Raw genomic sequence first — 25150 nt, 5'->3', positions numbered from 1 at the left:
ACCCACACCTTTGAGGCCTGCTGCAATCCCTGTGGGAGCGAGCTTGCTCGCGAAAGCGCTGGGTCAGCCAATATTTATCTTGCCTGACACGCCCTCTTCGCGAGCAGGCTCGCTCCCACAGGGGACGGTGTTGAATCTGTTATATCGCGACACTCATGAACACCGGGGATTTGGCCAGCGCAAACAGGCTGAACACCCGCCAGTTCTGCTCACGGCGGAAATAGCCTTTGACGAACTCGGCCTTGGAGCCCTGGCGTTTGCTGATCGAGATCGGTTCGAAGCTGTCCTGCTCGAAATGCTGCAGACCAATCACCTCATCGACCATCAACCCGGCAAACACATCGCCATGCTCGACCACCAGGACCCGCCGCTGTTTACGCAGCGGCGACAGTTCATGACCGAAAAATCCGCACAAATCCATGATCGGCAACAGCCGCCCGCGCAGGTTAGCCACACCTTTGACCCACGGCTTGACCCCGGGCAATTGAGTGAAGCGCGGTTCGTGCAGCACTTCGCTGACTTCGCCCATCGGCGCCACATACCAATGCTCGCCGAGGCGAAAGCCGATGCCGCTCCAGCGATCCTGACGCGCCGGTTGCGACGGCAGATCCGCCGCCAGCAAGCGGCAGCGCTGGTCGATTTGCCAGAGCAGTTCGAACGCGGTCAGCGATTCGCTCATGGTTGCGCGATCAGCCTTTGAGCACGTTGTTCAGGGTTTTGATCAGGGTGTCTTCGTCGACCGGTTTGGTCAGGTAGTCCTTGGCGCCCTGACGGGTGCCCCAGACCTTGTCGGTTTCCTGATCCTTGGTGGTGATGATGATCACCGGGATATGTCCGGTTTCCGGGTCTTTGGTCAACTGACGGGTTGCCTGAAAACCATTGAGGCCGGGCATGACGATGTCCATCAATACCGCGTCAGGTTTTTCCTGACGGGCAAGGGCCACGCCGTCGGCGCCGTTTTCGGCCTTCAGCACTTCATGGCCGTGCTTTTCGAGCATGCCGGTGAGTTTGTACATTTCAGTCGGCGAATCATCAACGATCAGGATGCGTGCCATGGTTTTCCCCATTTTTCTTGTCGACGCGCGGCCCGCTGGCCGAGCGTCACTGTACGTGTCTTACTGCGGCAAAACGGCGGCGAAGCCCGGAACATGGGCCTGAATCGCGTTGAGCAGTTCTTCCTTGCTGAAAGGCTTGGTCAAAAATTGATCAGAACCGACAATCCGCCCCTTGGCCTTGTCGAACAGCCCGTCGCGCGATGACAGCATGATCACCGGCGTCGCCTTGAACGCGCTGTTGTTCTTGATTAAAGCGCAGGTCTGATAACCATCCAGACGCGGCATCATGATGTCGACAAAAATGATCCCAGGATGGTTGTCGGCGATCTTCGCCAGAGCGTCGAAACCGTCGATCGCCGTGATCACTTCGCAACCGACATTCTTCAACAATGTTTCGGCGGTGCGACGAATCGTTTTCGAGTCGTCGATCACCATGACCTTCAAGGCGCTGGACTGCTGTTCCATAAGAGGGCTCTACCGTCGCCTTTGCGAATCAATTTGTCCGTTTTGCGATGACTGATGGCCGGAAACCCTTGATGTTCAAGGGCCAGCACTGCTTGGCAGCCTTTTTAGCACAGTCTCCAGATGCAATCTATCGACGGGTTTTTCCTTGACCGAAAACCCGCCCGGCGCCACTCTGGCGGCACTTTTTCAATACCGATCCGGTAGCCAATTTTCGAGGAAAACCCAATGAGCGTTCGCGTCGGGATTGTCATGGACCCTATCGCCAGCATCTCCTATAAAAAGGATAGCTCGCTGGCCATGCTGCTGGCCGCGCAGAAGCGTGGCTGGGAACTGTTCTATATGGAACAGCGCGACCTGTATCAGGGTGAAGGTCAGGCCCGGGCGCGCATGAAGCCGCTGAAAGTCTTCGCCAACCCGGAAAAATGGTTCGAACTGGACGCCGAGCAGGACAACCTGCTGAGCGATCTCGACGTGATCCTGATGCGCAAGGATCCACCGTTCGACATGGAGTTCGTTTACTCCACCTACCTGCTCGAACAGGCTGAAACCGCTGGCGTGCTGGTGGTGAACAAACCGCAGAGCCTGCGCGACTGCAATGAAAAACTGTTCGCCACGCTGTTCCCGCAGTGCACGCCGCCAACCATCGTCAGCCGCCGCGCCGACGTGCTGCGTGAGTTCGCCGCGAAACACGGCGACGTGATCCTCAAGCCGCTGGACGGCATGGGCGGTACTTCGATCTTCCGCCACCGTGCCGGTGATCCGAACCTGTCGGTGATTCTCGAAACCCTGACCGCCCTCGGTGGCCAGCAGATCATGGGCCAGGCTTACCTGCCGGCGATCAAGGACGGCGACAAACGCATTCTGATGATCGACGGCGAGCCGGTGGATTACTGCCTGGCCCGGATTCCAGCGCAGGGCGAAACCCGTGGCAACCTCGCGGCCGGTGGTCGTGGTGAGGCGCGCCCGCTGACTGAAAAGGATCGCTGGATCGCCGCCCAAGTCGGCCCGACCCTGCGTGAGAAAGGCCTGCTGTTCGTTGGCCTCGATGTGATCGGCGAAAACCTCACCGAAATCAACGTCACCAGCCCGACCTGCATCCGTGAAATCGACAATGCTTTCGGCACCGATATCGGCGGCATGTTGATGGATGCCATCGCCAAGAAGCTGCAAGCCGCCGGCAAAATGCCACAAGCTTGATGCACGTCACATGCAGTCTGTCGCTTGAAGCGTGAAGCCCAAGGCGTGAAACCAACATTGCGTTATCATGCGCAGCCTCTGAAAAACGCGATGTTGGTTTTCTTGTCATGACCCTCCCGTCCGATCTGCCCGCAGAACTCGCCCACCGTGGCGTGCGCCCGGCCGATCGCCTCGGATTTACCCTGTTTCTTGCGGCGCTGATCCATTTGGCGCTGCTGCTCGGCGTCGGCTTCACGATGGTCGAGCCCAAGCAAATCAGCAAAACCCTGGAAATCACCCTCGCCACCTTCAAGAGCGAAAAGAAGCCGGAGAAGGCTGACTTTCTCGCTCAACAGCATCAGGAAGGCAGCGGCACGCTGGACAAGAAGGCGATTCCGAAGACCACTGAGGTGGCGCCGTTCCAGGACAATCAGGTCAAAAAAGTCACCCCGCCACCGGCCGCCAAACCGCAAGTGCAGGAAGCCGCGCCCAAAGCTGCGGTGACCACCGTCGCGCCGAAACCTAAAAAAGCGCCGACCAAGAAAGAAGAAGCCAAAACCGAAGTCAAACCGACAGTCGACGCGCCAGAATTCGACAGCTCACAGCTGTCCAGCGACATCGCCAGCCTCGAAGCCGAACTGGCCAAGGAACAGCAGTTGTACGCCAAACGCCCACGCATCCACCGTTTGAGCGCGGCGTCGACCATGCGCGACAAGGGTGCCTGGTACAAAGACGACTGGCGCAAGAAGGTCGAGCGCATCGGCAACCTCAATTATCCCGAAGAAGCACGGCGCAAGCAGATCTACGGCAATTTGCGCCTGATGGTCTCGATCAACCGCGACGGCTCGCTGTATGAAGTGCTGGTGCTGGAATCGTCCGGCCAGCCGCTGCTGGATCAGGCGGCGCAGCGCATCGTCCGGTTGGCAGCACCGTTTGCGCCGTTTACCGGCGATTTGTCGGATATCGATCGGCTGGAAATCATTCGTACCTGGAAATTTGCTCGGGGCGACAAGCTCTCGAGCAACTGACACACCACAGAAACCTTGTGGGAGCGAGCTTGCTCGCGAAGAGGCCGGCACATGCACCATTGATATTGCCTGACCTGGCGCCTTCGCGAGCAAGCTCGCTCCCACATTTGATCTGCGTTGTTCTCTGATCCTCAGCTTGTCAGTTTGCCCCTTCGACGCCACACTAGCGCACATGAAAAACGTCAGCCCCAGCTACCTCAAGCATCAATTCCTGATCGCCATGCCACACATGGCCGACCCGAACTTTGCCCACACCTTGACCTACATCGTCGAGCACACGGCCAATGGCGCTATGGGGATTGTGGTCAACCGGCCGCAAGAGCTGAATCTGGCCGACATCCTTGAGCAATTACGTCCGGACATCGACCCGCCAGCACTCTGCCAGCATGTGCCGATCTTCATTGGCGGCCCGGTGCAGACCGATCGCGGTTTTGTTCTGCACCCGGCGGGCAAGACCTTCCAGGCCACCGCGCAATTGGACGGTGATCTGGCCCTCTCGACCTCGCAGGACGTGCTGTTCGCCATCGCTGACGGCGTCGGCCCGGCAAAAAGCCTGATTGCCCTCGGTTACGCCGGTTGGGAAGCCGGGCAACTGGAAGCCGAACTCGCCGACAACGCCTGGCTGAACTGCCCGTACGACGCCGACATCCTGTTCAACACCAGCAGCGAACTGCGTCTGGAAGCGGCGGCCCGGCACTTGGGGATCAACCTCAGCCTGCTGACCAGCCAGGCAGGTCACGCCTGATGGCCCTGCGCCTGATTCTCGGCTTCGACTACGGCACCAAACAGATCGGCGTCGCGGTCGGCCAGGTGATTACCGGCCAGGCCCGTGAGCTGTGCACCTTGAAGGCACAGAACGGCGTGCCGGACTGGAACCAGGTCGAAGCCCTTATAAAAGAATGGAAACCCGATGCCGTTGTTGTCGGACTGCCGCTGAACATGGACGGCACCCCGAGCGACATGTGCGTACGCGCGGAAAAGTTTGCCCGCCGCCTCAATGGCCGCTTCAATCTGCCCTTCTATACCCACGACGAACGCCTGACCACGTTTGAAGCCAAAGGCGAGCGACTGGCCCGTGGCGGTCAAAAAGGCAGTTACCGCGACAACCCGGTGGACGCCATCGCCGCCGCTCTGCTGTTGCAGGGCTGGCTCGATGAAAACACTGCATTGTTTGAGTCCTGACAAGCGCTTCGGCGCTTTTCTTTTGAGTGAAAAACCGAGTCGCGTCCAAGGATCCGACTCGCCCCCAACAAGGAGCAACCATGAGCCTGCCAAATCCCGCCGATCTGATCAGCCAGATGGCGACCCGCCTCAAGGCGCACCTTGCCCAGCGTGAAATCACTGAACCGCGTTACATCGGCATCCGCACCGGCGGCATCTGGGTCGCGCAGGCCTTGCTCAAGGAACTGGGCAGCGATGCACCACTGGGCACGCTGGATGTGTCCTTTTACCGCGACGACTTCAGCCAGAACGGCCTGCACCCGCAAGTGCGCCCGTCCGCCCTGCCCTTCGAGATCGAAGGCCAGCATCTGGTGCTGATCGACGACGTATTGATGAGCGGCCGTACCATCCGCGCCGCCATGAACGAATTGTTCGACTACGGCCGCCCGGCCAGCGTGACCCTGGTCTGCCTGCTGGACCTCGACGCCGGCGAGCTGCCGATCCGCCCGAACGTGGTTGGCGCGACGCTGTCGCTGGCCGCACATGAACGGGTGAAGCTGTCCGGCCCCGAGCCGCTGACGCTCGAACTGCAAGACTTCAACCTTTAATCCGCCCTATTGAGAGTCCCCTTCGCGATGACGCCTCTAGATACCAAGCGCCCGCTGCAGCTCAATGATCAGGGCCAGCTGCGCCACTTCCTCTCGCTCGACGGCCTGCGCCGCGAGTTGCTGACGGAAATCCTCGACACTGCCGACTCGTTCCTCGAAGTCGGTGCCCGGGCGGTGAAGAAAGTCCCGTTGCTGCGCGGCAAGACCGTGTGCAACGTGTTCTTCGAAAACTCCACGCGCACCCGCACCACCTTCGAACTGGCGGCCCAGCGGCTGTCGGCGGACGTGATCACCCTGAACGTGTCGACCTCGTCGGCAAGCAAGGGCGAAACGCTGCTCGACACCCTGCGCAACCTCGAAGCCATGGCCGCCGACATGTTTGTCGTGCGCCACGGTGATTCCGGCGCCGCGCACTTCATCGCCGAGCATGTTTGCCCGCAAGTGGCGATCATCAACGGCGGCGACGGCCGTCACGCGCACCCGACGCAGGGCATGCTCGACATGCTCACCATCCGTCGGCACAAGGGCGGCTTCGAAAACCTCTCGGTGGCCATCGTTGGCGACATCCTGCACTCGCGGGTTGCACGTTCGAACATGCTCGCGCTGAAAACCCTCGGCTGCCCGGATATCCGCGTGATCGCGCCGAAAACCCTGCTGCCGATCGGCATCGAGCAATACGGCGTGAAGGTTTACACCGACATGACCGAAGGCCTGAAAGACGTCGACGTGGTGATCATGCTGCGCCTGCAGCGTGAACGCATGACCGGCGGCCTGCTGCCGAGCGAAGGCGAGTTCTACCGCCTGTTCGGCCTGACCACCGCGCGCCTAGCCGGGGCCAAACCGGATTGCATCGTCATGCACCCGGGGCCGATCAACCGGGGGGTGGAGATCGAGTCCGCAGTGGCCGACGGCCCGCACTCGGTGATCCTCAACCAGGTCACCTACGGCATCGCCATTCGTATGGCCGTGTTGTCCATGGCCATGAGCGGGCAAACCGCGCAGCGTCAATTCGAGCAGGAGAACGCCCAGTGAAGCTCAGCATTCTCGGCGCACGCGTCATCGACCCAAGCAGCGGCCTGGATCAAGTCACCGACATTCACGTTGAAGCCTGCAAGATCGTCGCCCTCGGCGCCGCTCCAGCGGGTTTCACGGCAGTAGAAACCATCGACGCCCAAGGCCTTGTCGCTGCTCCGGGCCTCGTCGACCTCAACGTTGCCCTGCGCGAGCCGGGTTACAGCCGTAAAGGCTCGATCATCAGCGAAACCCGCGCGGCCGCCGCCGGTGGCGTGACCAGCCTGTGCTGCCCGCCGAAAACCAAACCGGTGCTCGACACCTCCGCCGTGGCCGAGCTGATCCTCGATCGTGCCCGCGAGGCCGGCAACACCAAAGTCTTCCCGATTGGCGCCTTGAGCAAAGGTCTGGACGGCGAGCAACTGGCCGAACTGGTGGCGCTGCGCGACGCCGGTTGTGTGGCGTTCGGCAACGGTCTGGAGAGCTTCCGCAACACCCGCACCCTGTGCCGGGCGCTGGAATACGCGGCGACCTTCGACCTGACGGTGATATTCAACTCGCAGGATCACGACTTGGCTGAAGGTGGCTTGGCTCACGAAGGCGCGGTGGCCAGTTTCCTTGGTCTGCCGGGAATTCCGGAAACCGCTGAAACCGTGGCCCTTGCCCGTGACCTGCTGCTGGTCGAGCAGACCGGCGTACGTGCGCACTTCAGCCAGTTGACCAGCGCTCGCGGTGTTGCCCTGATTGCTCAGGCTCAGGCCCGTGGCCTGAAGGTGACGGCGGACGTGGCGTTGTATCAGCTGATTCTGACCGACGAAGCGCTGATCGACTTCAGCAGCCTGTACCACGTGCAACCGCCGCTGCGCACCCGTGCGGATCGCGATGGTCTGCGTGAGGCAGTGAAATCCGGTGTGGTCACGGCGATTTCCAGCCATCACCAGCCGCACGAACGCGACGCCAAACTGGCGCCATTCGGCGCGACCGAGCCGGGCATCAGCAGTGTTGAGTTGCTGTTGCCGCTGGCGATGACGTTGGTTGAGGATGGGTTGCTGGATCTGCCTACCTTGCTGGCGCGTTTGAGCGCTGGCCCGGCTGAAGCGCTGCGTCTGCCGGCGGGCAAACTGGCGGTGGGTGGTGCGGCGGATATCGTGCTGTTCGATCCGCAGGCTTCGACGGTGGCCGGTGAAGGCTGGTTGTCGAAGGGTGAGAACTGCCCGTTCATTGGGCACACTTTGCCGGGTGTGGTTCGCTATACGCTGGTGGATGGGCGGATCAGTCACCAGGCTTGATACCGCGTCGCCCCATTCGCGAGCAGGCTCGCTCCCACATTGGATCTGTGAACGACACAAATCCCCTGTGGGAGCGAGCCTGCTCGCGAAGACTTACTGGAAGGCGCCTCTGCCTTCGGCGTTACGCACCGAGACCTGATCATTCAGCGTCCAGAAGTCATACAGCACCCCTAGAAAGAACAACCCGCCTGTCAGCAGATAGATCAGTCCGCTGATCCACTTGCCTTGGTACATCCGGTGCACGCCGAGTGCGCCAAGGAATGTCAGCAGAATCCACGCCACGTTGTACTCGATCGGCCCTGCGGTAAAACGTAGATCCGCCTCGCGATCCATCGCCGGGATCAGAAAAAGGTCGATCAGCCAGCCAATACCCAGCAAACCGAAGGTGAAGAACCAGATCGTCCCGGTCACCGGTTTGCCGTAATAGAAGCGGTGAGCACCAGTAAAACCGAAAATCCACAGCAGATAACCGATGATTTTGCTGTGCGTATCTTGCTGCTGAACAAATTGTTGATAGGGGTTCATGAAGACCTCGATTCACACGATAGATAAATATTCTTGAATTCTTTGTGACTTTTTTACAGGTAGCCGACGTACGGCAAATGTTACCGTTGCTACCGTCAAAGCCTTATAGCACCTGACTTCTGTCCGACAATTGCGTCCATTTGCCGCTTATTTGGTTCCGTTGGCCTCCAACTGAATCGACCAACGGACTCGGAATGAAAAAAAACTCTGTTATAAAGTTGCGCGCTATCACTAAAGAGCCACGCCTAATGCGACCATTTTTCAAGACATGGCTAACCATCTGCCTATTAATGCCACTGGCCGCCCACGCCACCAATCGTGAGCAACGTCTTCCTAACGTTAACGGCTTTACCCCTAAATCCCATGCTTCGGCTCCCTCGAGCAAAAGCAGCAAAAGCAAAACCACCACGCTGAGCAGCAAAAACCACAGCAAGCTGGTGCCACCGATGGCGAGCAAGGAAAGCAGCAATGTGCTGAGCCGTGCGGTGAACGTCCTCGGTACCCCTTATCGTTGGGGCGGCAGCAGCCCAAGTAAAGGCTTCGATTGCAGCGGTCTGGTGAAATACGCTTTTAACGACGCCACGTTCGACCTGCCACGCACCTCCAACGCCATGGCCAGCGGTCACGGCGAGAAAGTCGAGCGCAAGGATCTGAAGCCGGGCGACCTGATTTTCTTCAACATCAAGAGCCGTCGGGTCAACCATGTTGCCATCTACCTGGGCAACGATCGCTTCATCCACGCTCCGCGTCGTGGCAAAGCGGTGAGCATCGATACGTTGAACAAGCCGTATTGGGAACAGCATTACGTAGTTGCCAAGCGAGTATTGCCGAAAGAGCCTGCAAGCAAGCAGATGCGCGTCGTTCAACGCTGAGCTGACTGACCCGCAACGGGTATCGCCAGCACTGACCTCTTCGCGAGCAAGCTCGCTCCCACAGGTGAAAGCATTCCAATTGAAGGAATGCAATCAATTGTGGGAGCGAGCTTGCTCGCGAAAGGGCCGGCTAGAACACCGAAAATCTCCCTCAGAAATTATCCGGCGTGCGCGCCTTCTCCCGCGCATGCTCGCGACTGATCAAGCCCTTGGTCACCAGTTCCTTCAGGCACATGTCCAGTGTCTGCATGCCCAACGACCCACCCGTCTGAATCGCCGAATACATTTGCGCGACCTTGTCCTCGCGGATCAGGTTACGGATCGCCGACGTCCCCAACATGATCTCGTGCGCCGCCACCCGCCCGCCGCCGATCTTCTTGATCAGCGCCTGCGAAACCACCGCCAGCAACGACTCCGATAGCATCGAGCGCACCATCGACTTCTCGTCACCGGGGAACACGTCGACCACGCGGTCGATGGTTTTCGCCGCCGAGGTGGTGTGCAGCGTGCCGAATACCAAGTGCCCGGTTTCGGCTGCGGTCAGCGCCAGGCGAATGGTTTCCAGGTCACGCATCTCACCGACCAAAATTACATCCGGGTCTTCACGCAGTGCCGAGCGCAACGCAGTGGCGAAACTGCGGGTATCACGGTGGACTTCACGCTGATTGATCAGGCATTTGCGCGATTCGTGAACAAACTCGATCGGATCTTCGATAGTCAGGATGTGGTGATGCCGGTGGGTATTGAGGTAATCGATCATCGCCGCCAGCGTGGTCGATTTGCCGGAACCGGTAGGCCCGGTGACCAACACCAGACCGCGCGGCGCATCGGTGATCTTGCGGAAGACGTCGCCCATGGCGAGGTCTTCCATGCTCAGCACTTTCGACGGAATCGTACGGAATACGGCGCCGGCGCCACGGTTCTGGTTGAAAGCGTTGACGCGGAAACGCGCCACACCCGGCACTTCGAAAGAAAAGTCGGTTTCCAGATGTTTCTCGAAGTCGACCCGCTGGGTGTCGTTCATGATGTCGTAGATCAGTTCGTGCACTTGCTTGTGATCCAGCGCCGGCAGATTGATCCGCCGCACGTCGCCATCGACGCGGATCATCGGCGGCAGACCGGCCGACAGGTGCAGGTCGGAAGCTCCCTGTTTGGCGCTGAAGGCCAGCAGTTCAGTGATATCCATAGCGCTCCTCAATTCCAGTAGAATGCCGCGAACCTTCCGACCGCTGGCGCCTCTTGATGTCCACGATAGCAGACAACATCCAACTGGTTAGTTCGCGCATCCAGGCAGCGGTAACAGCTGCAAACCGCGCTGAAAACAGCGTCCAGCTGCTCGCGGTCAGCAAGACCAAACCCGCCCAGGCCCTGCGCGAAGCATATGCCGCCGGCCTGCGCGACTTTGGCGAGAACTACCTGCAGGAAGCCCTGGGCAAACAGCTCGAACTGGCCGACCTGCCCTTGATCTGGCACTTCATCGGCCCCATTCAATCGAACAAGACTCGCGCCATCGCCGAGCATTTCGACTGGGTGCACTCCGTGGATCGCCTGAAAATCGCTCAACGCCTGTCCGAACAGCGCCCGGCCGAACTTCCGCCGCTGAACATCTGCATACAGGTCAACGTCAGCGGCGAGGCCAGCAAGTCCGGCTGCACTCCGACCGATCTGCCGGCATTGGCAGAGGCCATCAACGCCTTGCCACGCTTGAAACTGCGCGGCTTGATGGCAATTCCCGAGCCGACCGAAGATCGCGCCGAGCAAGACGCGGCCTTCGCCGCCGTGCAGAAATTGCAGGCCAGCCTCGATCTGCCGCTCGACACACTGTCCATGGGCATGAGCCACGACCTCGAGTCGGCCATTGCCCAAGGCGCCACTTGGGTGCGTATCGGTACGGCCCTGTTTGGTGCCAGAGATTATTCCCAGTCTTGAACGATTCCAGATAAGGACCACACATGAGCAACACACGTATTGCGTTTATCGGTGCGGGCAACATGGCGGCCAGCCTGATCGGCGGCCTGCGCGCCAAGGGCCTGGAAGCCGCACAGATCCGCGCCAGCGACCCGGGTGAAGAAACCCGCGCCAAAGTCAGTGCCGAACACGGCATCGAAACTTTCGCCGACAACGCCCAGGCCATCGACGGCGTCGATGTGATTGTGCTGGCAGTCAAGCCACAGGCGATGAAAGCCGTGTGCGAGGCGATTCGCCCAAGCCTGAAACCGAATCAACTGGTGGTCTCCATTGCCGCTGGCATCACTTGCGCCAGCATGACCGCCTGGCTTGGCGAGCAGCCAATCGTGCGCTGCATGCCCAACACCCCGGCACTGCTGCGACAGGGCGTCAGCGGTTTGTACGCGACCAGCGAAGTGACCGCCGAGCAGCGTCAGCAAGCCGAAGAGCTGCTGTCCGCCGTCGGCATTGCCCTGTGGCTGAACGAAGAGCAGCAACTCGATGCGGTCACCGCCGTCTCCGGCTCCGGCCCGGCGTACTTCTTCCTGCTGATCGAAGCCATGACTGCTGCTGGCGTCAAACTCGGCTTGCCGAAGGACATCGCTGAACAACTGACTCTGCAGACCGCACTCGGCGCCGCACACATGGCCGTCTCCAGCGACGTTGACGCTGCTGAACTGCGCCGTCGCGTGACCTCGCCAAACGGCACCACGGAAGCTGCAATCAAATCATTCCAGGCCAATGGCTTCGAAGCACTGGTCGAAACCGCACTCGGCGCCGCCGCGCACCGCTCGGCCGAAATGGCCGAACAACTGGGCAAATAAGGAGCCTTACATGATTGGATTGAACACCGCAGCGGTTTACGTGCTGCAAACCCTCGGCAGTCTGTACCTGCTGATCGTGCTGCTGCGCTTCGTCCTGCAACTGGTGCGGGCGAACTTCTACAACCCGCTGTGCCAGTTCGTGGTCAAGGCGACCCAGCCGCTGCTCAAGCCACTGCGCCGGATCATCCCGAGCCTGTTCGGCCTCGACATGTCGTCGCTGGTCCTGGCGATTCTGGTGCAACTGGCGCTGATGGCGTTGACCCTGCTGCTGACTTACGGCACCACCGGCAACCCGCTGCAACTGTTTATCTGGTCGATCATCGGCCTGACCGCACTGTTCCTGAAGATCTTCTTCTTCGCCCTGATCATCAGCGTGATTCTGTCGTGGGTTGCGCCGGGCAGCCACAATCCCGGCGCTGAGCTGGTCAACCAGATCTGCGAGCCGGCGCTGGCGCCGTTCCGCAAGTTCCTGCCGAATCTTGGCGGTCTGGACCTGTCGCCGATCTTCGCCTTCCTCGCGCTGAAACTGATCGACATGCTGGTAATCAACAATCTGGCGGCAATGACGATGATGCCGGAAATCCTGCGCTTGCTGATGTGAGCTGGTTCCGTTGGGACGGTGACGACTTGATCCTCGAGTGTCACCTGCAACCGGCAGCCCGCAGCGATGACTTCGCCGGGCTGCACGGTGATCGTTTGAAGATTCGCCTGACTGCGCCGCCGGTCGAGGGTAAGGCCAATGCTTATCTGATGGGCTTTCTGGCCAAGGTGTTCGGGGTTTCCAAGAGCCAGGTCAGCTTGCTCAGCGGCGAGTTGAACCGGCAGAAGCGGGTGAAGATCTGCTCGCCGAAGAAGTTGCCGGATTTGCCTGGGCTGGTTGGGCGCTTGTCTTGAGTTTGGCGGCGTCTGTGCCCCTCACCCCAGCCCTCTCCCCCTGGAGAGGGAGCCGATCTATGGTGTTTTCAAAACTTGAGTTCGACTCCATAGCTCAGGTCGGCGTAGTTCAAAAGAACACCTCGGTCAGTCCCCTCTACCTCCAGGAGAGGGAGCCGATTTTGGTGGTTTTCAAGGCCTGAGTTCGACTCGATAGATCAGGTCGGTGTAGCTCAAAAGAACACCTCGGTCAGTCCCCTCTACCTCTGGGAGAGGGCTAGGGTGAGGGCCGCTTGCCGCTAACCCCCCCGGTCTTTAGACTTACGCCTCATTTCAACGAGAGCAGGGTCGATGCCAACTGCCTTTCCCCCCGATTCTGTTGGTCTGGTGACGCCGCAAACCGCGCACTTCAGCGATCCGCTGGCGCTGGCCTGTGGCCGCTCGCTGGCCGCCTATGACCTGATCTACGAAACCTACGGCACGCTGAACGCGCAGGCGAGCAACGCCGTGCTGATTTGCCATGCCTTGTCCGGCCATCACCACGCTGCCGGCTATCACAGCGTCGACGACCGCAAACCCGGTTGGTGGGACAGCTGCATCGGCCCGGGTAAACCGATCGACACCAACAAGTTCTTCGTGGTCAGCCTGAACAACCTCGGCGGCTGCAACGGCTCCACCGGCCCGAGCAGCATCAACCCGGAGACCGGCAAACCGTTCGGTGCCGATTTCCCGGTGCTCACCGTGGAAGACTGGGTGCACAGCCAGGCGCGGCTGGCCGACCTGCTCGGCATCGGCCAGTGGGCGGCGGTGATTGGCGGCAGCCTCGGCGGCATGCAGGCGCTGCAATGGACCATCACTTACCCGGATCGTGTGCGTCACTGCTTGGCCATCGCCTCGGCACCGAAGCTGTCGGCACAGAACATCGCCTTCAACGAAGTGGCGCGTCAGGCGATCCTCACCGACCCGGAATTCCACGGCGGTTCATTCCAGGAAGCGGGTGTGATCCCCAAGCGCGGGCTAATGCTGGCGCGGATGGTCGGGCACATCACCTACCTGTCCGACGATTCGATGGGCGAGAAATTCGGCCGTGGCCTGAAGAGCGAAAAGCTCAACTACGACTTCCACAGCGTCGAGTTTCAGGTCGAAAGCTACCTGCGTTATCAAGGTGAGGAGTTCTCCGGCCGTTTCGACGCCAACACCTATCTGTTGATGACCAAGGCACTGGATTACTTCGATCCGGCGGCGAACTTCGACGATAACCTGGCGAAAACCTTTGAAAACGCCACGGCCAAGTTCTGCGTGATGTCGTTTACCACCGACTGGCGCTTCTCTCCGGCCCGTTCGCGGGAACTGGTGGATGCACTGATGGCGGCGCGCAAAGACGTCAGCTATCTGGAAATCGACGCACCGCAGGGCCACGACGCCTTCCTGATTCCGATCCCGCGCTACTTGCAGGCGTTCGGCAATTACATGAACCGCATCACGTTGTGAGAAAGCCATGAGAGCTGATCTGGAAATCATCCAGGAATGGATCCCCGCCGGCAGCCGCGTCCTCGACCTCGGTTGCGGTGACGGCGAGCTGCTGACCTGGCTGCGCGACAACAAGAACGTCACCGGTTATGGCCTGGAAAACGACGCTGACAACATTGCCCAGTGCGTGGCCAAAGGCGTCAACGTTATCGAGCAGGATCTGGACAAGGGGCTGGGCAACTTTGCCAGCAACAGTTTCGACATCGTCGTCATGACCCAGGCCCTGCAAGCCGTGCATTACCCGGACAAGATCCTCGACGAAATGCTCCGGGTCGGCCGCCAGTGCATCATCACTTTCCCGAACTTCGGCCACTGGCGCTGCCGCTGGTATCTGGCAAGCAAGGGGCGCATGCCGGTGTCGGAATTTCTGCCGTACACCTGGTACAACACACCGAACATTCACTTCTGCACCTTCGAAGACTTTGAAGAACTTTGCCGCGAACGTGATGCGAAGGTCATTGATCGGCTTGCCGTGGATCAACAGCACCGTCACGGGTGGGCCAGTAAGCTATGGCCTAATCTGTTAGGTGAGATCGGTATCTACCGCGTCAGCAGCCCGCAGCTTGCAGACCACAAAGTCGCGGTCTGAATCCCGTCATTTCGAGGAGCACGATCATGGGTCGTTTAGCGTTGTTGTTATTGACTGCCTGCCTGAGCGCCAGCGCCATGGCGGCCGACGTCATCAAGGGCGAGCGCAAGGAAACCTTTGGCGACGTCACGGTGCACTACAACACTTTCAACTCGACGTTTCTGACGCCGGACATCGCCAAGGCAGCGGAGCTGATCCGCAGCAAAAATCAGGGCGTGATCAATGTCTCGGTGATCAAGGACGGCAAACCACTGATCGCCAATGTCACCGGCATGGTCAAAGACCTGACCAGCCAGAGCGTGCCGCTGAATTTCCGCCAGATCACCGAACAGGGCGCGATCTATTACATCGCCCAGTACCCGGTGGAGCAGCAGGAAACCCGCACCTTTGAAATCAAGGTGCAGAACGGCGACAAGATCAACACCATCAATTTCAACCAAGAACTCTTTCCCGGCGAATGATGAACATCAAGCAGCTCGTACTGGCCAGCCATAACGCCGGCAAACTCAAAGAACTCCAGGCCATGCTCGGCGAATCGGTGCAACTGCGCTCGATTGGCGAGTGGAGCAAGGTCGAGCCGGAAGAAACCGGTCTGTCGTTCGTCGAGAACGCGATCCTCAAGGCGCGTAATGCCGCGCGCATTTCCGGGTTGCCGGCACTGGCCGACGACTCCGGTCTGGCGGTGGATTTCCTTGGCGGTGCGCCGGGCATCTATTCGGCGCGTTATGCCGACGGCAAGGGCGATGCGGCGAACAATGCCAAATTGCTCGATGCACTGAAAGATGTGCCGGAAGCCGAGCGCGGTGCGCAGTTCGTCTGCGTGCTGGCATTGGTGCGTCACGCCGATGATCCGTTGCCGATCCTCTGCGAAGGCCTGTGGCACGGACGCATCCTGACGGCCGCCAGCGGCGAGCACGGTTTCGGTTATGACCCGCTGTTCTGGGTGCCGGAGCGTGATGTGTCCAGCGCCGAACTGAGTCCGGCCGACAAGAACCAGATCAGCCACCGCGCCCGTGCAATGGATCTGCTGCGCCAGCGTCTGGGCCTGAAATGACCGACAGCCCCTCCGCGTCGTCGCTGATCATCGGCGGTGCCGCTTCTTCGCCTCGGGCACCGCTGCCAACGCTGCCGCCCTTGGCGCTGTACATCCACATCCCGTGGTGTGTGCGCAAATGTCCGTATTGCGATTTCAACTCACACACCGCCAGCCCGGTGTTGCCGGAGCAGGAATACGTCGACGCCTTGCTGGCCGATCTCGATCAGGATCTGCACGCCGTGTACGGTCGTGAAATCAGTTCGATCTTCTTTGGTGGCGGCACGCCGAGCCTGTTCAGCGCCGAAGCCCTCGGGCGGCTGCTGGAAGGCGTCGAACAGCGGATTCCGTTTGCCCACGACATCGAAATCACTCTGGAAGCCAATCCCGGCACCTTCGAGCAAGAGAAGTTCGTCGCCTATCGCAAGTTGGGGATCAATCGCCTGTCGATCGGTATCCAGAGCTTCCAGCAGGAAAAGCTCAAAGCGCTGGGGCGGATTCACAACGGTGACGAAGCGGTACGCGCGGCCGGTATGGCGCGGCAGGCCGGGTTCGATAACTTCAACCTCGACTTGATGCACGGTTTGCCCGATCAGTCGCTGGACGATGCCCTCAGCGATCTGCGCCAGGCCATCGCGCTGAATCCAACGCACATTTCCTGGTATCAGCTGACGCTGGAGCCGAACACCGTGTTCTGGAACCAGCCGCCGGTGCTGCCGGAAGATGACACGCTGTGGGACATTCAAGAGGCCGGGCAAGCGCTGCTGGCGGAACACGGTTATGCGCAATACGAAGTGTCGGCTTATGCCCAGGCGGGTCGGCCAGCGCGGCACAACCTCAATTACTGGAGTTTCGGCGACTTCATCGGCATTGGCGCGGGAGCCCACGGCAAGCTGAGTCATCCGGACGGACGCATCGTGCGTACCTGGAAGACGCGTCTGCCGAAGGACTATCTCAATCCGGCAAAAAGCTTTCAGGCCGGCGAGAAAGCACTGACCAACGACGAGATGCCGTTCGAGTTTCTGATGAACGCTTTGCGCCTGACCGCAGGCGTCGAATCGCGCCTGTATCCTGAGCGCACCGGGCTGTCGCTGGAAAGCCTCGCTGAAGGCCGGGCAGCGGCAGAACAAAGCGGTCTGTTGCAGGTCGAACCGTCACGTCTGGCGGCCACCGAGCGCGGAAAGCTGTTTCTCAACGACTTGCTGCAACAATTTCTGAACTGACTTCAGTCCCAAGGGAAAACGCATGGATTTGATACTCGACCTGCTCGCCACCGTCTCCCGCTGGAGCCGCAGCAACCTCTCGGAAATCGCCCTGGCCCTGGTCGGCTGCCTGCTGGTGCTGTTCGGCGCTGACTTCAAAGGCTGGGTTGAGCAACGCCTGGGCAGCATCGCCGGCGCCCTGCGCGTGCCATTGATGGCGCTGCTCTGCGTGATCGGCAGCGGTGCGGCGCTGATCTATGCAACGCCTTGGGTTATCAAGGGTTTGAGCCAGTTCAACAACTACAGCCTGGCGCCAGTCCTGCTGGTGGTGCTGGTGCTGATCGGCGTCGTCGCCGACCGCCGCTGATCTTTCAGCACACCCAAAACGACTGTAGGAGTGAGCCTGCTCGCGATTGCGGTCTGACATTCAACCTCTTCGGTGACTGTCAGCCCGCAATCGCGAGCAGGCTCACTCCTACATTTTTACCGCGTGATGCTTAGGACTGTTTTTCGAACTTCAGGTCCCACACGCCATGGCCAAGACGTTCGCCGCGGCGTTCGAACTTGGTGATCGGGCGTTCGGCCGGGCGTGGTACGCACTTGCCGTCTTCGGCGAGGTTGCGGTAGCCCGGGGCGACGCTCATCACTTCCAGCATGTACTCGGCGTACGGTTCCCAGTCGGTGGCCATGTGCAGGATGCCGCCAACCTTCAACTTGCTGCGCACCAGTTCAGCGAACGAGGCCTGAACGATACGACGCTTGTGGTGACGGCTCTTGTGCCATGGGTCCGGGAAGAACAGCATCAGGCGATCGAGGCTGTTGTCGGCGATGCAGCGGTTAAGCACTTCGATCGCGTCGCAATCGTAGACCCGCAGGTTGGTCAGGCCCTGAGTCAGCACGCCATTGAGCAACGCGCCAACCCCCGGACGGTGAACTTCCACGCCGATGAAATCCTGATCCGGCGCGGCCGCGGCCATTTCCAGCAGCGAGTGGCCCATGCCGAAACCGATCTCCAGCGAGCGCGGTGCCGAACGGCCGAACACTTGATCGTAATCCACCGGCGCGTCGGCCAGCGGCAGCACGTACAGCGGCGCGCCCTGATCCAGGCCGCGTTGCTGGCCTTCGGTCATGCGCCCGGCGCGCATCACGAAGCTCTTGATGCGGCGGTGTTGGCGCTCGTCGCCCTCTTCCGTCTGGACAGGCGTGTCGTTCGATTCAGTCATCAATGGCTCTTACTTGATCAGACCATCCAGCGGCGAAGAGGCGCTGGCATAGAGTTTTTTCGGCATACGGCCAGCGAGGTAGGCCAGACGGCCTGCAACGATGGCGTGTTTCATGGCTTCAGCCATCATCACCGGCTGCTGGGCGTGGGCGATGGCCGAGTTCATCAGCACCGCATCGCAACCCAGTTCCATGGCGATGGTCGCATCGGACGCAGTGCCGACACCGGCATCGACCAGCACAGGGATTTTGGCTTCTTCGAGGATGATCTGCAGGTTGTACGGGTTGCAGATCCCCATACCGGAACCGATCAGACCGGCCAGCGGCATGACCGCGATGCAGCCGATTTCCGCCAGTTGGCGGGCGATGATCGGGTCATCGCTGGTGTAAACCATCACGTCGAAGCCTTCCTTGACCAGCGTTACCGCGGCCTTGAGGGTTTCGATGACGTTAGGGAACAGGGTCTTCTGGTCGGCCAGTACTTCCAGCTTCACCAGGTTGTGGCCATCGAGCAGCTCACGGGCCAGGCGGCAGGTGCGCACAGCTTCGATGGCGTCGTAACAACCGGCGGTGTTCGGCAGGAAGGTGTAGCGCTCCGGCGACAGCACGTCGAGCAGGTTCGGTTCGCCTTCGATCTGGCCCAGGTTGGTGCGGCGCACGGCGAAGGTGACGATCTCGGCACCCGAGGCTTCGATGGCCTGACGGGTTTCTTCCATGTCACGGTACTTGCCGGTACCGACCAGCAAACGCGACTGGTAAGTACGACCGGCCAGTACAAAAGGCTTGTCGCTACGAACGATGCTCATGGGGAATCCTCTTTAGGAGTGAGGGTCTTGCAGAATTCTGTGCCCTTGCAGACCTGGCGATCAGCCGCCGCCGATGGCGTGCACCACTTCGACGTTGTCACCATCATTGAGGGTGGTGTCGGCATGCTGGCTGCGCGGGACGATATCCAGATTGAGTTCGACTGCCACTCGACGTCCGGTCAGTTCCAGACGAGTGATCAGGGCCGCAACGGTCTCGCCGTCGGGCAGTTCAAGGGATTCGCCGTTCAACTGAATGCGCATGCGTAACGCCGCCATCATTTTTAGGGGCTGGCATTCTAGCCCGATCATGACCTAAAGGTCAGCACCAAGCGTCAAGCGGTTGGTTGCAAGCGCCAGGCGGCGAGGCCCAGGCATAGCCAGCCAATCATGAACGCCAGGCCACCAAATGGGGTGATGATGCCGAGCTTGCTGATGCCGGTCATGGTCAGCACATACAGACTGCCGGAGAACAACAGGATGCCAATGGTGAATGACACGCCGGCCCAAGTGACCAGTCGGCCCTGAATCTGCGTGGCCAACAGCGCCACACCAAACAGCGCCAAGGTGTGCACCAATTGATAGGTGACGCCGGTGTGGAAAATTGCCAGATACTCGGGTGTCAGGCGGTTTTTCAGGCCGTGGGCTGCGAATGCGCCCAAAGCGACCCCGGTAAAACCAAAAAAAGCGGCCAGCATCAAAAAGCCACGCAGCATTGGGAACTCCAGTCAGACGCAATCGGCAGGGTCTGTATAATGGCCCGCTCCACCGGTTCGGCCAAGCCATCTCTATGCTGCGTACTATTTTCCGTCGTCTCACGAAGGCCCTGCTCTGGTTCGCCGGCGGCAGCGTCTTGCTGGTGCTGGTGTTTCGCTTCGTGCCGCCGCCGGGCACGGCGTTGATGGTCGAGCGCAAGGTCGAATCCTGGGTCGATGGCGAGCCGATTGACCTGCAACGCACGTGGAAGCCGTGGGACGAGATCTCCGATGACCTCAAAGTCGCGGTCATGGCCGGTGAGGATCAGAAGTTTCCCGAGCATTGGGGCTTTGATTTCAGTGCGATCCAGGCAGCGTTGGCCCACAACGAGCTTGGCGGGTCGATTCGCGGCGCCAGCACCTTGAGCCAGCAGGTGTCGAAAAACCTGTTTCTGTGGGCCGGCCGCAGCTATCTGCGTAAAGGCCTGGAGGCGTGGTTTACCGCGCTGATCGAGGTGTTCTGGCCCAAGCAGCGGATCCTTGAGGTGTATCTCAACAGCGTCGAGTGGGATGACGGGGTGTTTGGCGCCGAAGCCGCAGCCCGCCATCACTTTGGTGTGAGCGCAAAGTCGTTGTCGCGGCAGCAGGCGAGTTATCTGGCGGCTGTTCTGCCCAACCCTCGGGTGTGGAGCGCTAGCCATCCGACCGCTTATGTCTCGCGCCGGGCCGGGTGGATTCGTCAGCAGATGAGTCAGTTGGGTGGGGATAGTTATCTGTTGGGGCTCAACGATTCCCGCCGCGCACCTTGGTCTGAATAACGCTGAAGATCCCCTGTGGGAGCGAGCTTGCTCGCGAATGCGGTGGATCATCCAGCAGTGGCGGTGACTGACACTCCGCTTTCGCGAGCAAGCTCGCTCTCACATGGGTTTTGTGTGAAGCCGGAAATGAAAACGCCCCGATCATCGCTGATCGGGGCGTTTTTTTATTGCCTGCTCGCCGGTTATGCGGCGATCGACAACTTGAGCTTGTTCATCGCGCTCTTCTCGAGCTGACGGATCCGCTCGGCCGACACGTTGTACTTCTGCGCCAGATCGTGCAGCGTGGCTTTCTCTTCGGCCAGCCAGCGCTGGTAGAGGATGTCGCGGCTACGTTCGTCCAGCACTTCCAGCGCTTCGTGCAGGTTGTGATTGGAGTTGTCGCTCCAGTCGGCATCTTCCAGTTGACGCGCCGGGTCGTACCGGTGGTCTTCCAGGTAGTTGGCCGGCGACTGGAAAGCGCTGTCGTCGTCGGCTTCAGCAGCCGGGTCGAAGGCCATGTCATGGCCGGTCAGGCGACTTTCCATTTCGCGCACTTCACGCGGCTCGACGCCGAGGCTTTCCGCCACACGGTGGACTTCCTCGTTGTTCAGCCACGCCAGACGTTTTTTCTGGCTGCGCAGGTTGAAGAACAGCTTGCGCTGGGCCTTGGTGGTCGCGACTTTCACAATGCGCCAGTTGCGCAGGATGAACTCGTGAATTTCCGCCTTGATCCAGTGCACGGCGAACGACACCAGACGCACACCCATTTCCGGGTTGAAGCGCTTCACGGCCTTCATCAGGCCGACGTTACCTTCCTGGATCAGGTCAGCCTGAGCCAGACCGTAGCCGGAATAGCTACGGGCAATGTGTACGACAAAACGCAGGTGGGCGAGCACCATCTGCCGAGCCGCCCCCAAATCCTGCTCATAGTAGAGACTCTCGGCCAGTTCACGCTCCTGCTCCGGCGTCAGCAATGGAATGCTGTTGACGGTGTGCACGTAGGCTTCCAGGTTCGCACCCGGAACCAACGCATACGCAGGTTGCAAAGAATTGGTCATACGAAAAAACCTCCCACTTACATACTCGTGCCTCTCGGCACTGCGAAAAATTGACCGGGAATTCAAGTGCAAGTTCCCAAAAAAACCGCGAGGTCAATCACGCGCAAAAAAGATTCTACTTCGGCGCCAGCTCCCTGAGATGGCGTGCGACTGCAATCCATGCACCGATATAACCCAACAGCACCGCGCCAAGCAAGAGCGACAGACCGTCGGCAACTGGCACTCCGGCCAGCGCGAAATCACTGCCGTACAAGCCGGCCAGTCCAACCACCGCGTCGTTCAGCCAGTTCAGGCCGAACGCCAATACACCCCAGGACAGTAGCCCCGCACCGAAGCCATACAACGCGCCCATATAAAGGAAAGGGCGACGCACATAACTGTCAGTGCCGCCGACGAGTTTAATCACTTCTATCTCGGTGCGGCGGTTTTCAATATGAAGACGAATGGTATTGCCTATCACCAAAAGTAATGCAGAAACCAGCAGCACCGTCAGACCGAAGACAAAACGATCGCCAAGCTTGAGGATCGCGGCCAAACGCTCGACCCAGACTAGATCAAGTTGCGCCTGTTGTACCTTGGGCAATTCGGAAAGTTTTTGTCTTAATGCTTCCAGCGTCGGCTTGTCGACCTCGTTCGGGGTGACCAGCACCACGCCCGGCAACGGGTTCTCCGGCAGCTCGCGCAGGGCTTCGCCCAACCCGGATTGCTGCTGAAACTCTTCCAGCGCCTGATCGCGGCCGACATATTCAGCATCCGCTACGCCGGGCATGCCTTTGATCTGCTCGCGCAACGACTCGCCCTGCTCCGGGCTGGCGTCGAGTTGCAGATACAGCGAAATCTGCGCCGCACGCTGCCACGAACCGCCAAGACGCTCGACGTTGTTGAGCAACAGGGACAAGCCCATTGGCAGACTCAGCGCGACCGCCATCACCATGCAGGTGAAGAAGCTGCCGATCGGCTGCTTGCCGAGACGACGCAGGCTGTCGAGCAGACTGGCGCGATGGCTTTCGACCCAGGCACGGAACAGCGTGGCGAAGTCCGGGCCATCGTCTTCGTCGTGTTTTTTCTTCTTCGGTGGCTGCGGATCGGCGGCTTTCGGGGCCACGCGTTCGGAAACCTTCGGACTGCGTGTCGCACTCATTCCCCGGCCTCCCCGTCGCCAATCAATCGGCCGCGTTGGAGGGTCAGCATGCGGTGACGCATGCGCGCGATCAGTGCCAGGTCGTGACTGGCGATCAGCACGCTGGTGCCCAGACGGTTGATGTCTTCGAATACGCCCATGATTTCCGCCGCCAGACGCGGGTCGAGGTTACCGGTCGGTTCGTCCGCCAGCAGCAAGGCCGGGCGGTGCACGATGGCGCGGGCGATGCCGACGCGCTGTTGCTGACCGGTGGACAGGTCGCCCGGGTACAGATCGGTTTTATCCGACAGCGCCACGCGCTCCAGCGCCGAGTCGACACGCTTGGCGATTTCGGCCTTGGACAAGCCAAGAATCTGCAGCGGCAAGGCGACGTTGTTGAACACCGTGCGATCGAACAGCAGTTGGTGATTCTGGAACACCACGCCGATCTGCCGACGCAGGAACGGAATCTGCGCGTTGCTGATGGTGCTCAGGTCTTGCCCGGCCAGCAGCAGTTTGCCGCTGGTCGGACGCTCCATCGCCAGCAACAGGCGCAACAACGTGGATTTACCGGCGCCGGAGTGGCCGGTGACAAACAAGAACTCGCCACGACGGACTCGAAAGCTCAGCTCATGCAAGCCGACGTGACCGTTCGGGTAGCGTTTACCGACCTGTTCGAAACGAATCATGAACGCTCCCGCTCGGCAAACAGTGCCTGGACAAAGGGTTCGGCTTCAAAGGTACGCAAATCGTCGATGCCTTCACCGACGCCGATGTAGCGGATCGGTAAGCCGAACTGCTTGGCCAGGGCGAAAATCACGCCGCCCTTGGCGGTACCGTCGAGCTTGGTCAGCACCAGGCCGGTCAGTTCGACGGTCTGGTTGAATTGCTTGGCCTGGTTGATGGCGTTCTGGCCGGTGCCGGCGTCGAGCACCAGCAGCACTTCGTGCGGCGCGTCTGCATCAAGCTTGCCGATGACCCGGCGAACCTTTTTCAGTTCTTCCATCAGGTTGTCTTTGGTGTGCAGACGACCGGCAGTGTCAGCGATCAACACGTCGATGCCACGGGCCTTGGCGGCCTGCACGGCGTCGAAGATCACCGAAGCCGAGTCGGCGCCGGTGTGCTGGGCGATGACCGGAATCTTGTTGCGCTCGCCCCAGACCTGAAGTTGCTCTACGGCAGCGGCGCGGAAGGTGTCACCGGCAGCGAGCATGACTTTCTTGCCTTCCAGTTGCAGCTTCTTCGCCAGTTTGCCGATGGTGGTGGTCTTGCCAGCGCCGTTAACGCCAACCACCAGAATCACGAACGGTTTGTTCTGCGAAACGATTTTCAGCGGTTGTTCGACCGGCTTGAGCATCGCCGCCAGTTCGGCCTGCAGGGATTTGTACAGCGCGTCGGCGTCGGCCAGCTCTTTGCGGGCGACCTTCTGGGTCAGGCGCTGGATGATCTGCGTGGTGGCTTCGACGCCGACGTCGGCTGTGAGCAGACGGGTTTCGAGGTCATCGAGCAGATCGTCGTCGATGGTTTTGCGGCCGAGGAACAGGCTGGCCATGCCCTCGCCGATGCTGGCGCTGGTTTTCGACAGGCCTTGCTTGAGGCGGGCGAAGAAACCGGCTTTGGCTTCTTCGGTGCGCGGGGCTTCGACTGGGGCCTCGGTAACCACTTCAACCGGCACAACTGGCGCAGCGACGACCGATACCGGTACAGGTGCAGGTGCAGGTGCAGGTGCAGGTGCAGGTGCAGGCTCGGGCTGTTGAACAACTGGCGCAACAAACACGGGCGCAACAGGCTCGACAACAACCGGCGCAGGCTCGACAACCGGCTCAACCACCGGCGCCGGAGCAACCTCTGGAACGAACGCAGCAGGCGCAGGAATCATCGGGGTGATATGCGGCGCAGCCTCTTCAACCAACGCCACCGGCTCTTCCGCCACCGGCAAGGTCAGCCACGGTTCAGCCGCAGGAGTCAGTGGTAGCTCAGCCGCCACAGGCGCTTCAGGCTCAGGCTCAACCGGTTGCAACACCGGCTCGGCAATCGGCAGCACAATCGGTGCCGGCTCTTCTTCTATGACTGGAGCCGGCGCAGGCGCTGGCTCAGGAGTCACCGGCGGCTGTTCGACGACGGGTTCCTGCGGTTTCTTACGCAGCCATCCGAACAGGCTTTTCTTCTCGCCAGCCGCAGCTGGGGTCTTCTTGTCGTCGTTGGAACCAAACATGGAGGACGGCTATCTCACGGTAGCGACGCGCCATAAGGGCGCCCCGGCAAATA

General features: G+C 60.3%; 32 protein-coding genes. 19 read left to right on the top strand and 13 right to left on the bottom strand.

Going from position 1 to position 25150, the window contains the following annotated elements; all coding sequences use genetic code 11:
• Positions 1 to 139 precede the first annotated feature (139 nt).
• From BMY54_RS02780 to pilG, 3 genes are read right to left on the bottom strand one after another with little or no spacing between them, the layout of a single operon-like run.
• Entirely contained in the window at positions 140 to 679 is a 540-nt protein-coding gene (locus tag BMY54_RS02780) for a chemotaxis protein CheW (RefSeq protein WP_007913675.1), read from the bottom strand.
• Positions 680 to 689: 10 nt separating this feature from the next.
• Positions 690 to 1055 carry a twitching motility response regulator PilH gene (pilH, locus tag BMY54_RS02775; protein ID WP_026000666.1) on the bottom strand — a complete coding sequence of 122 codons (366 nt, stop codon included), beginning with the start codon at positions 1053 to 1055 and terminating at the stop codon, positions 690 to 692.
• 60 nt (positions 1056 to 1115) lie between these two features.
• Complete coding sequence (pilG, locus tag BMY54_RS02770; RefSeq protein WP_007913673.1) at positions 1116 to 1520, bottom strand: twitching motility response regulator PilG; 405 nt, start codon at positions 1518 to 1520, stop codon at positions 1116 to 1118.
• 225 nt (positions 1521 to 1745) lie between these two features.
• Between pilG and gshB the strand changes: the two genes are divergently transcribed.
• The 7 genes from gshB to BMY54_RS02735 all read left to right on the top strand — a co-directional run bounded on the left by gshB (position 1746) and on the right by BMY54_RS02735 (position 7793).
• Entirely contained in the window at positions 1746 to 2717 is a 972-nt protein-coding gene (gene gshB / locus BMY54_RS02765) for a glutathione synthase (protein ID WP_093429841.1), read from the top strand.
• A gap of 107 nt (positions 2718 to 2824) precedes the next feature.
• Positions 2825 to 3724 carry an energy transducer TonB gene (locus BMY54_RS02760; RefSeq protein ID WP_093429840.1) on the top strand — a complete coding sequence of 300 codons (900 nt, stop codon included), beginning with the start codon at positions 2825 to 2827 and terminating at the stop codon, positions 3722 to 3724.
• A 172-nt stretch (positions 3725 to 3896) separates the two neighbouring features.
• Positions 3897 to 4469: a YqgE/AlgH family protein gene (locus BMY54_RS02755; protein WP_016985971.1), complete on the top strand. Its 573-nt coding sequence runs from the start codon at positions 3897 to 3899 to the stop codon at positions 4467 to 4469.
• Positions 4469 to 4906 (top strand): Holliday junction resolvase RuvX, encoded by a 438-nt coding sequence (ruvX, locus tag BMY54_RS02750; protein WP_064589634.1) that lies wholly within the window; start codon positions 4469 to 4471, stop codon positions 4904 to 4906. Before BMY54_RS02755 ends, ruvX begins: the two co-directional genes overlap by 1 nt.
• Positions 4907 to 4986: 80 nt before the next feature.
• Entirely contained in the window at positions 4987 to 5493 is a 507-nt protein-coding gene (gene pyrR / locus BMY54_RS02745) for a bifunctional pyr operon transcriptional regulator/uracil phosphoribosyltransferase PyrR (RefSeq protein WP_034153653.1), read from the top strand.
• 27 nt (positions 5494 to 5520) lie between these two features.
• Positions 5521 to 6525, top strand: a complete 1005-nt coding sequence (locus tag BMY54_RS02740) for an aspartate carbamoyltransferase catalytic subunit (protein ID WP_007913665.1) — start codon at positions 5521 to 5523, stop codon at positions 6523 to 6525.
• The gene (locus BMY54_RS02735) at positions 6522 to 7793 is read left to right on the top strand and encodes a dihydroorotase (protein WP_093429839.1); all 1272 of its coding nucleotides are present in this window, start codon (positions 6522 to 6524) and stop codon (positions 7791 to 7793) included. Before BMY54_RS02740 ends, BMY54_RS02735 begins: the two co-directional genes overlap by 4 nt.
• Positions 7794 to 7886: 93 nt before the next feature.
• On the opposite strand, the gene BMY54_RS02730 is transcribed toward BMY54_RS02735, so the two are convergent.
• Positions 7887 to 8318: an NINE protein gene (locus BMY54_RS02730; RefSeq protein ID WP_007913651.1), complete on the bottom strand. Its 432-nt coding sequence runs from the start codon at positions 8316 to 8318 to the stop codon at positions 7887 to 7889.
• Positions 8319 to 8566: 248 nt separating this feature from the next.
• Between BMY54_RS02730 and BMY54_RS02725 the strand changes: the two genes are divergently transcribed.
• A complete protein-coding gene (locus BMY54_RS02725; protein ID WP_093429838.1) occupies positions 8567 to 9190 on the top strand; it encodes a C40 family peptidase in 624 nt (207 codons plus the stop codon).
• A gap of 151 nt (positions 9191 to 9341) precedes the next feature.
• Here the strand turns inward: BMY54_RS02725 and BMY54_RS02720 are convergent, their stop codons facing one another.
• On the bottom strand, positions 9342 to 10376 hold the full coding sequence (locus BMY54_RS02720) for a type IV pilus twitching motility protein PilT (protein WP_093429837.1): 1035 nt from the start codon (positions 10374 to 10376) through the stop codon (positions 9342 to 9344).
• Between the two features lie 56 nt (positions 10377 to 10432).
• On the opposite strand from BMY54_RS02720, the gene BMY54_RS02715 reads away from it, so the two are divergent.
• From BMY54_RS02715 to BMY54_RS02670, 10 genes are all read left to right on the top strand, one after another.
• Positions 10433 to 11119: a YggS family pyridoxal phosphate-dependent enzyme gene (locus tag BMY54_RS02715; protein ID WP_093429836.1), complete on the top strand. Its 687-nt coding sequence runs from the start codon at positions 10433 to 10435 to the stop codon at positions 11117 to 11119.
• 23 nt (positions 11120 to 11142) lie between these two features.
• Entirely contained in the window at positions 11143 to 11961 is an 819-nt protein-coding gene (gene proC, locus BMY54_RS02710) for a pyrroline-5-carboxylate reductase (RefSeq protein ID WP_093429835.1), read from the top strand.
• A gap of 10 nt (positions 11962 to 11971) precedes the next feature.
• Positions 11972 to 12562, top strand: coding sequence for a YggT family protein (locus BMY54_RS02705; RefSeq protein WP_093429834.1), 591 nt, complete (start codon positions 11972 to 11974; stop codon positions 12560 to 12562).
• Positions 12559 to 12855, top strand: a complete 297-nt coding sequence (locus BMY54_RS02700; protein ID WP_093429833.1) for a DUF167 domain-containing protein — start codon at positions 12559 to 12561, stop codon at positions 12853 to 12855. Before BMY54_RS02705 ends, BMY54_RS02700 begins: the two co-directional genes overlap by 4 nt.
• 330 nt (positions 12856 to 13185) lie before the next feature.
• Positions 13186 to 14325, top strand: coding sequence for a homoserine O-succinyltransferase MetX (locus BMY54_RS02695; protein WP_093429832.1), 1140 nt, complete (start codon positions 13186 to 13188; stop codon positions 14323 to 14325).
• A gap of 7 nt (positions 14326 to 14332) precedes the next feature.
• Positions 14333 to 14953 carry a methionine biosynthesis protein MetW gene (metW, locus tag BMY54_RS02690; protein WP_007913638.1) on the top strand — a complete coding sequence of 207 codons (621 nt, stop codon included), beginning with the start codon at positions 14333 to 14335 and terminating at the stop codon, positions 14951 to 14953.
• Between the two features lie 26 nt (positions 14954 to 14979).
• On the top strand, positions 14980 to 15414 hold the full coding sequence (locus tag BMY54_RS02685; protein WP_093429831.1) for a DUF4426 domain-containing protein: 435 nt from the start codon (positions 14980 to 14982) through the stop codon (positions 15412 to 15414).
• Complete coding sequence (gene rdgB, locus BMY54_RS02680; RefSeq protein WP_008083802.1) at positions 15411 to 16007, top strand: RdgB/HAM1 family non-canonical purine NTP pyrophosphatase; 597 nt, start codon at positions 15411 to 15413, stop codon at positions 16005 to 16007. Before BMY54_RS02685 ends, rdgB begins: the two co-directional genes overlap by 4 nt.
• The gene (hemW, locus tag BMY54_RS02675) at positions 16004 to 17209 is read left to right on the top strand and encodes a radical SAM family heme chaperone HemW (protein ID WP_093429830.1); all 1206 of its coding nucleotides are present in this window, start codon (positions 16004 to 16006) and stop codon (positions 17207 to 17209) included. Before rdgB ends, hemW begins: the two co-directional genes overlap by 4 nt.
• Before the next feature lie 22 nt (positions 17210 to 17231).
• A complete protein-coding gene (locus tag BMY54_RS02670; RefSeq protein ID WP_007913629.1) occupies positions 17232 to 17555 on the top strand; it encodes a DUF3392 domain-containing protein in 324 nt (107 codons plus the stop codon).
• Positions 17556 to 17685: 130 nt separating this feature from the next.
• Here the strand turns inward: BMY54_RS02670 and trmB are convergent, their stop codons facing one another.
• From trmB to BMY54_RS02650, 4 genes are all read right to left on the bottom strand, one after another.
• Positions 17686 to 18411: a tRNA (guanosine(46)-N7)-methyltransferase TrmB gene (gene trmB / locus BMY54_RS02665; protein WP_093429829.1), complete on the bottom strand. Its 726-nt coding sequence runs from the start codon at positions 18409 to 18411 to the stop codon at positions 17686 to 17688.
• Positions 18412 to 18420: 9 nt separating this feature from the next.
• Positions 18421 to 19215, bottom strand: a complete 795-nt coding sequence (locus BMY54_RS02660; protein WP_093429828.1) for a thiazole synthase — start codon at positions 19213 to 19215, stop codon at positions 18421 to 18423.
• A 60-nt stretch (positions 19216 to 19275) separates the two neighbouring features.
• Complete coding sequence (gene thiS / locus BMY54_RS02655; protein WP_122604433.1) at positions 19276 to 19476, bottom strand: sulfur carrier protein ThiS; 201 nt, start codon at positions 19474 to 19476, stop codon at positions 19276 to 19278.
• Positions 19477 to 19547: 71 nt separating this feature from the next.
• Entirely contained in the window at positions 19548 to 19928 is a 381-nt protein-coding gene (locus BMY54_RS02650) for a DUF423 domain-containing protein (RefSeq protein WP_093429827.1), read from the bottom strand.
• Between the two features lie 74 nt (positions 19929 to 20002).
• Here BMY54_RS02650 and mtgA point away from each other — a divergent pair, with 74 nt between their 5' ends.
• Positions 20003 to 20725 (top strand): monofunctional biosynthetic peptidoglycan transglycosylase, encoded by a 723-nt coding sequence (gene mtgA / locus BMY54_RS02645; RefSeq protein WP_093429826.1) that lies wholly within the window; start codon positions 20003 to 20005, stop codon positions 20723 to 20725.
• A 182-nt stretch (positions 20726 to 20907) separates the two neighbouring features.
• Here the strand turns inward: mtgA and rpoH are convergent, their stop codons facing one another.
• The 4 genes from rpoH to ftsY form a co-directional block, all read right to left on the bottom strand.
• Positions 20908 to 21762, bottom strand: coding sequence for an RNA polymerase sigma factor RpoH (rpoH, locus tag BMY54_RS02640; RefSeq protein ID WP_003229146.1), 855 nt, complete (start codon positions 21760 to 21762; stop codon positions 20908 to 20910).
• A 115-nt stretch (positions 21763 to 21877) separates the two neighbouring features.
• Positions 21878 to 22903 carry a permease-like cell division protein FtsX gene (gene ftsX, locus BMY54_RS02635; protein ID WP_077574909.1) on the bottom strand — a complete coding sequence of 342 codons (1026 nt, stop codon included), beginning with the start codon at positions 22901 to 22903 and terminating at the stop codon, positions 21878 to 21880.
• Entirely contained in the window at positions 22900 to 23571 is a 672-nt protein-coding gene (ftsE, locus tag BMY54_RS02630; RefSeq protein ID WP_008065082.1) for a cell division ATP-binding protein FtsE, read from the bottom strand. Before ftsE ends, ftsX begins: the two co-directional genes overlap by 4 nt.
• On the bottom strand, positions 23568 to 25097 hold the full coding sequence (gene ftsY / locus BMY54_RS02625) for a signal recognition particle-docking protein FtsY (protein ID WP_093429825.1): 1530 nt from the start codon (positions 25095 to 25097) through the stop codon (positions 23568 to 23570). Before ftsY ends, ftsE begins: the two co-directional genes overlap by 4 nt.
• Positions 25098 to 25150 lie beyond the last annotated feature (53 nt).

Origin of the sequence: Pseudomonas sp. ok266, from assembly GCF_900110195.1 — a bacterium.
Taxonomy (GTDB): Bacteria; Pseudomonadota; Gammaproteobacteria; order Pseudomonadales; family Pseudomonadaceae; genus Aquipseudomonas; species Aquipseudomonas neuropathica.
This window is presented reverse-complemented; position numbering and strand designations above follow the sequence as displayed.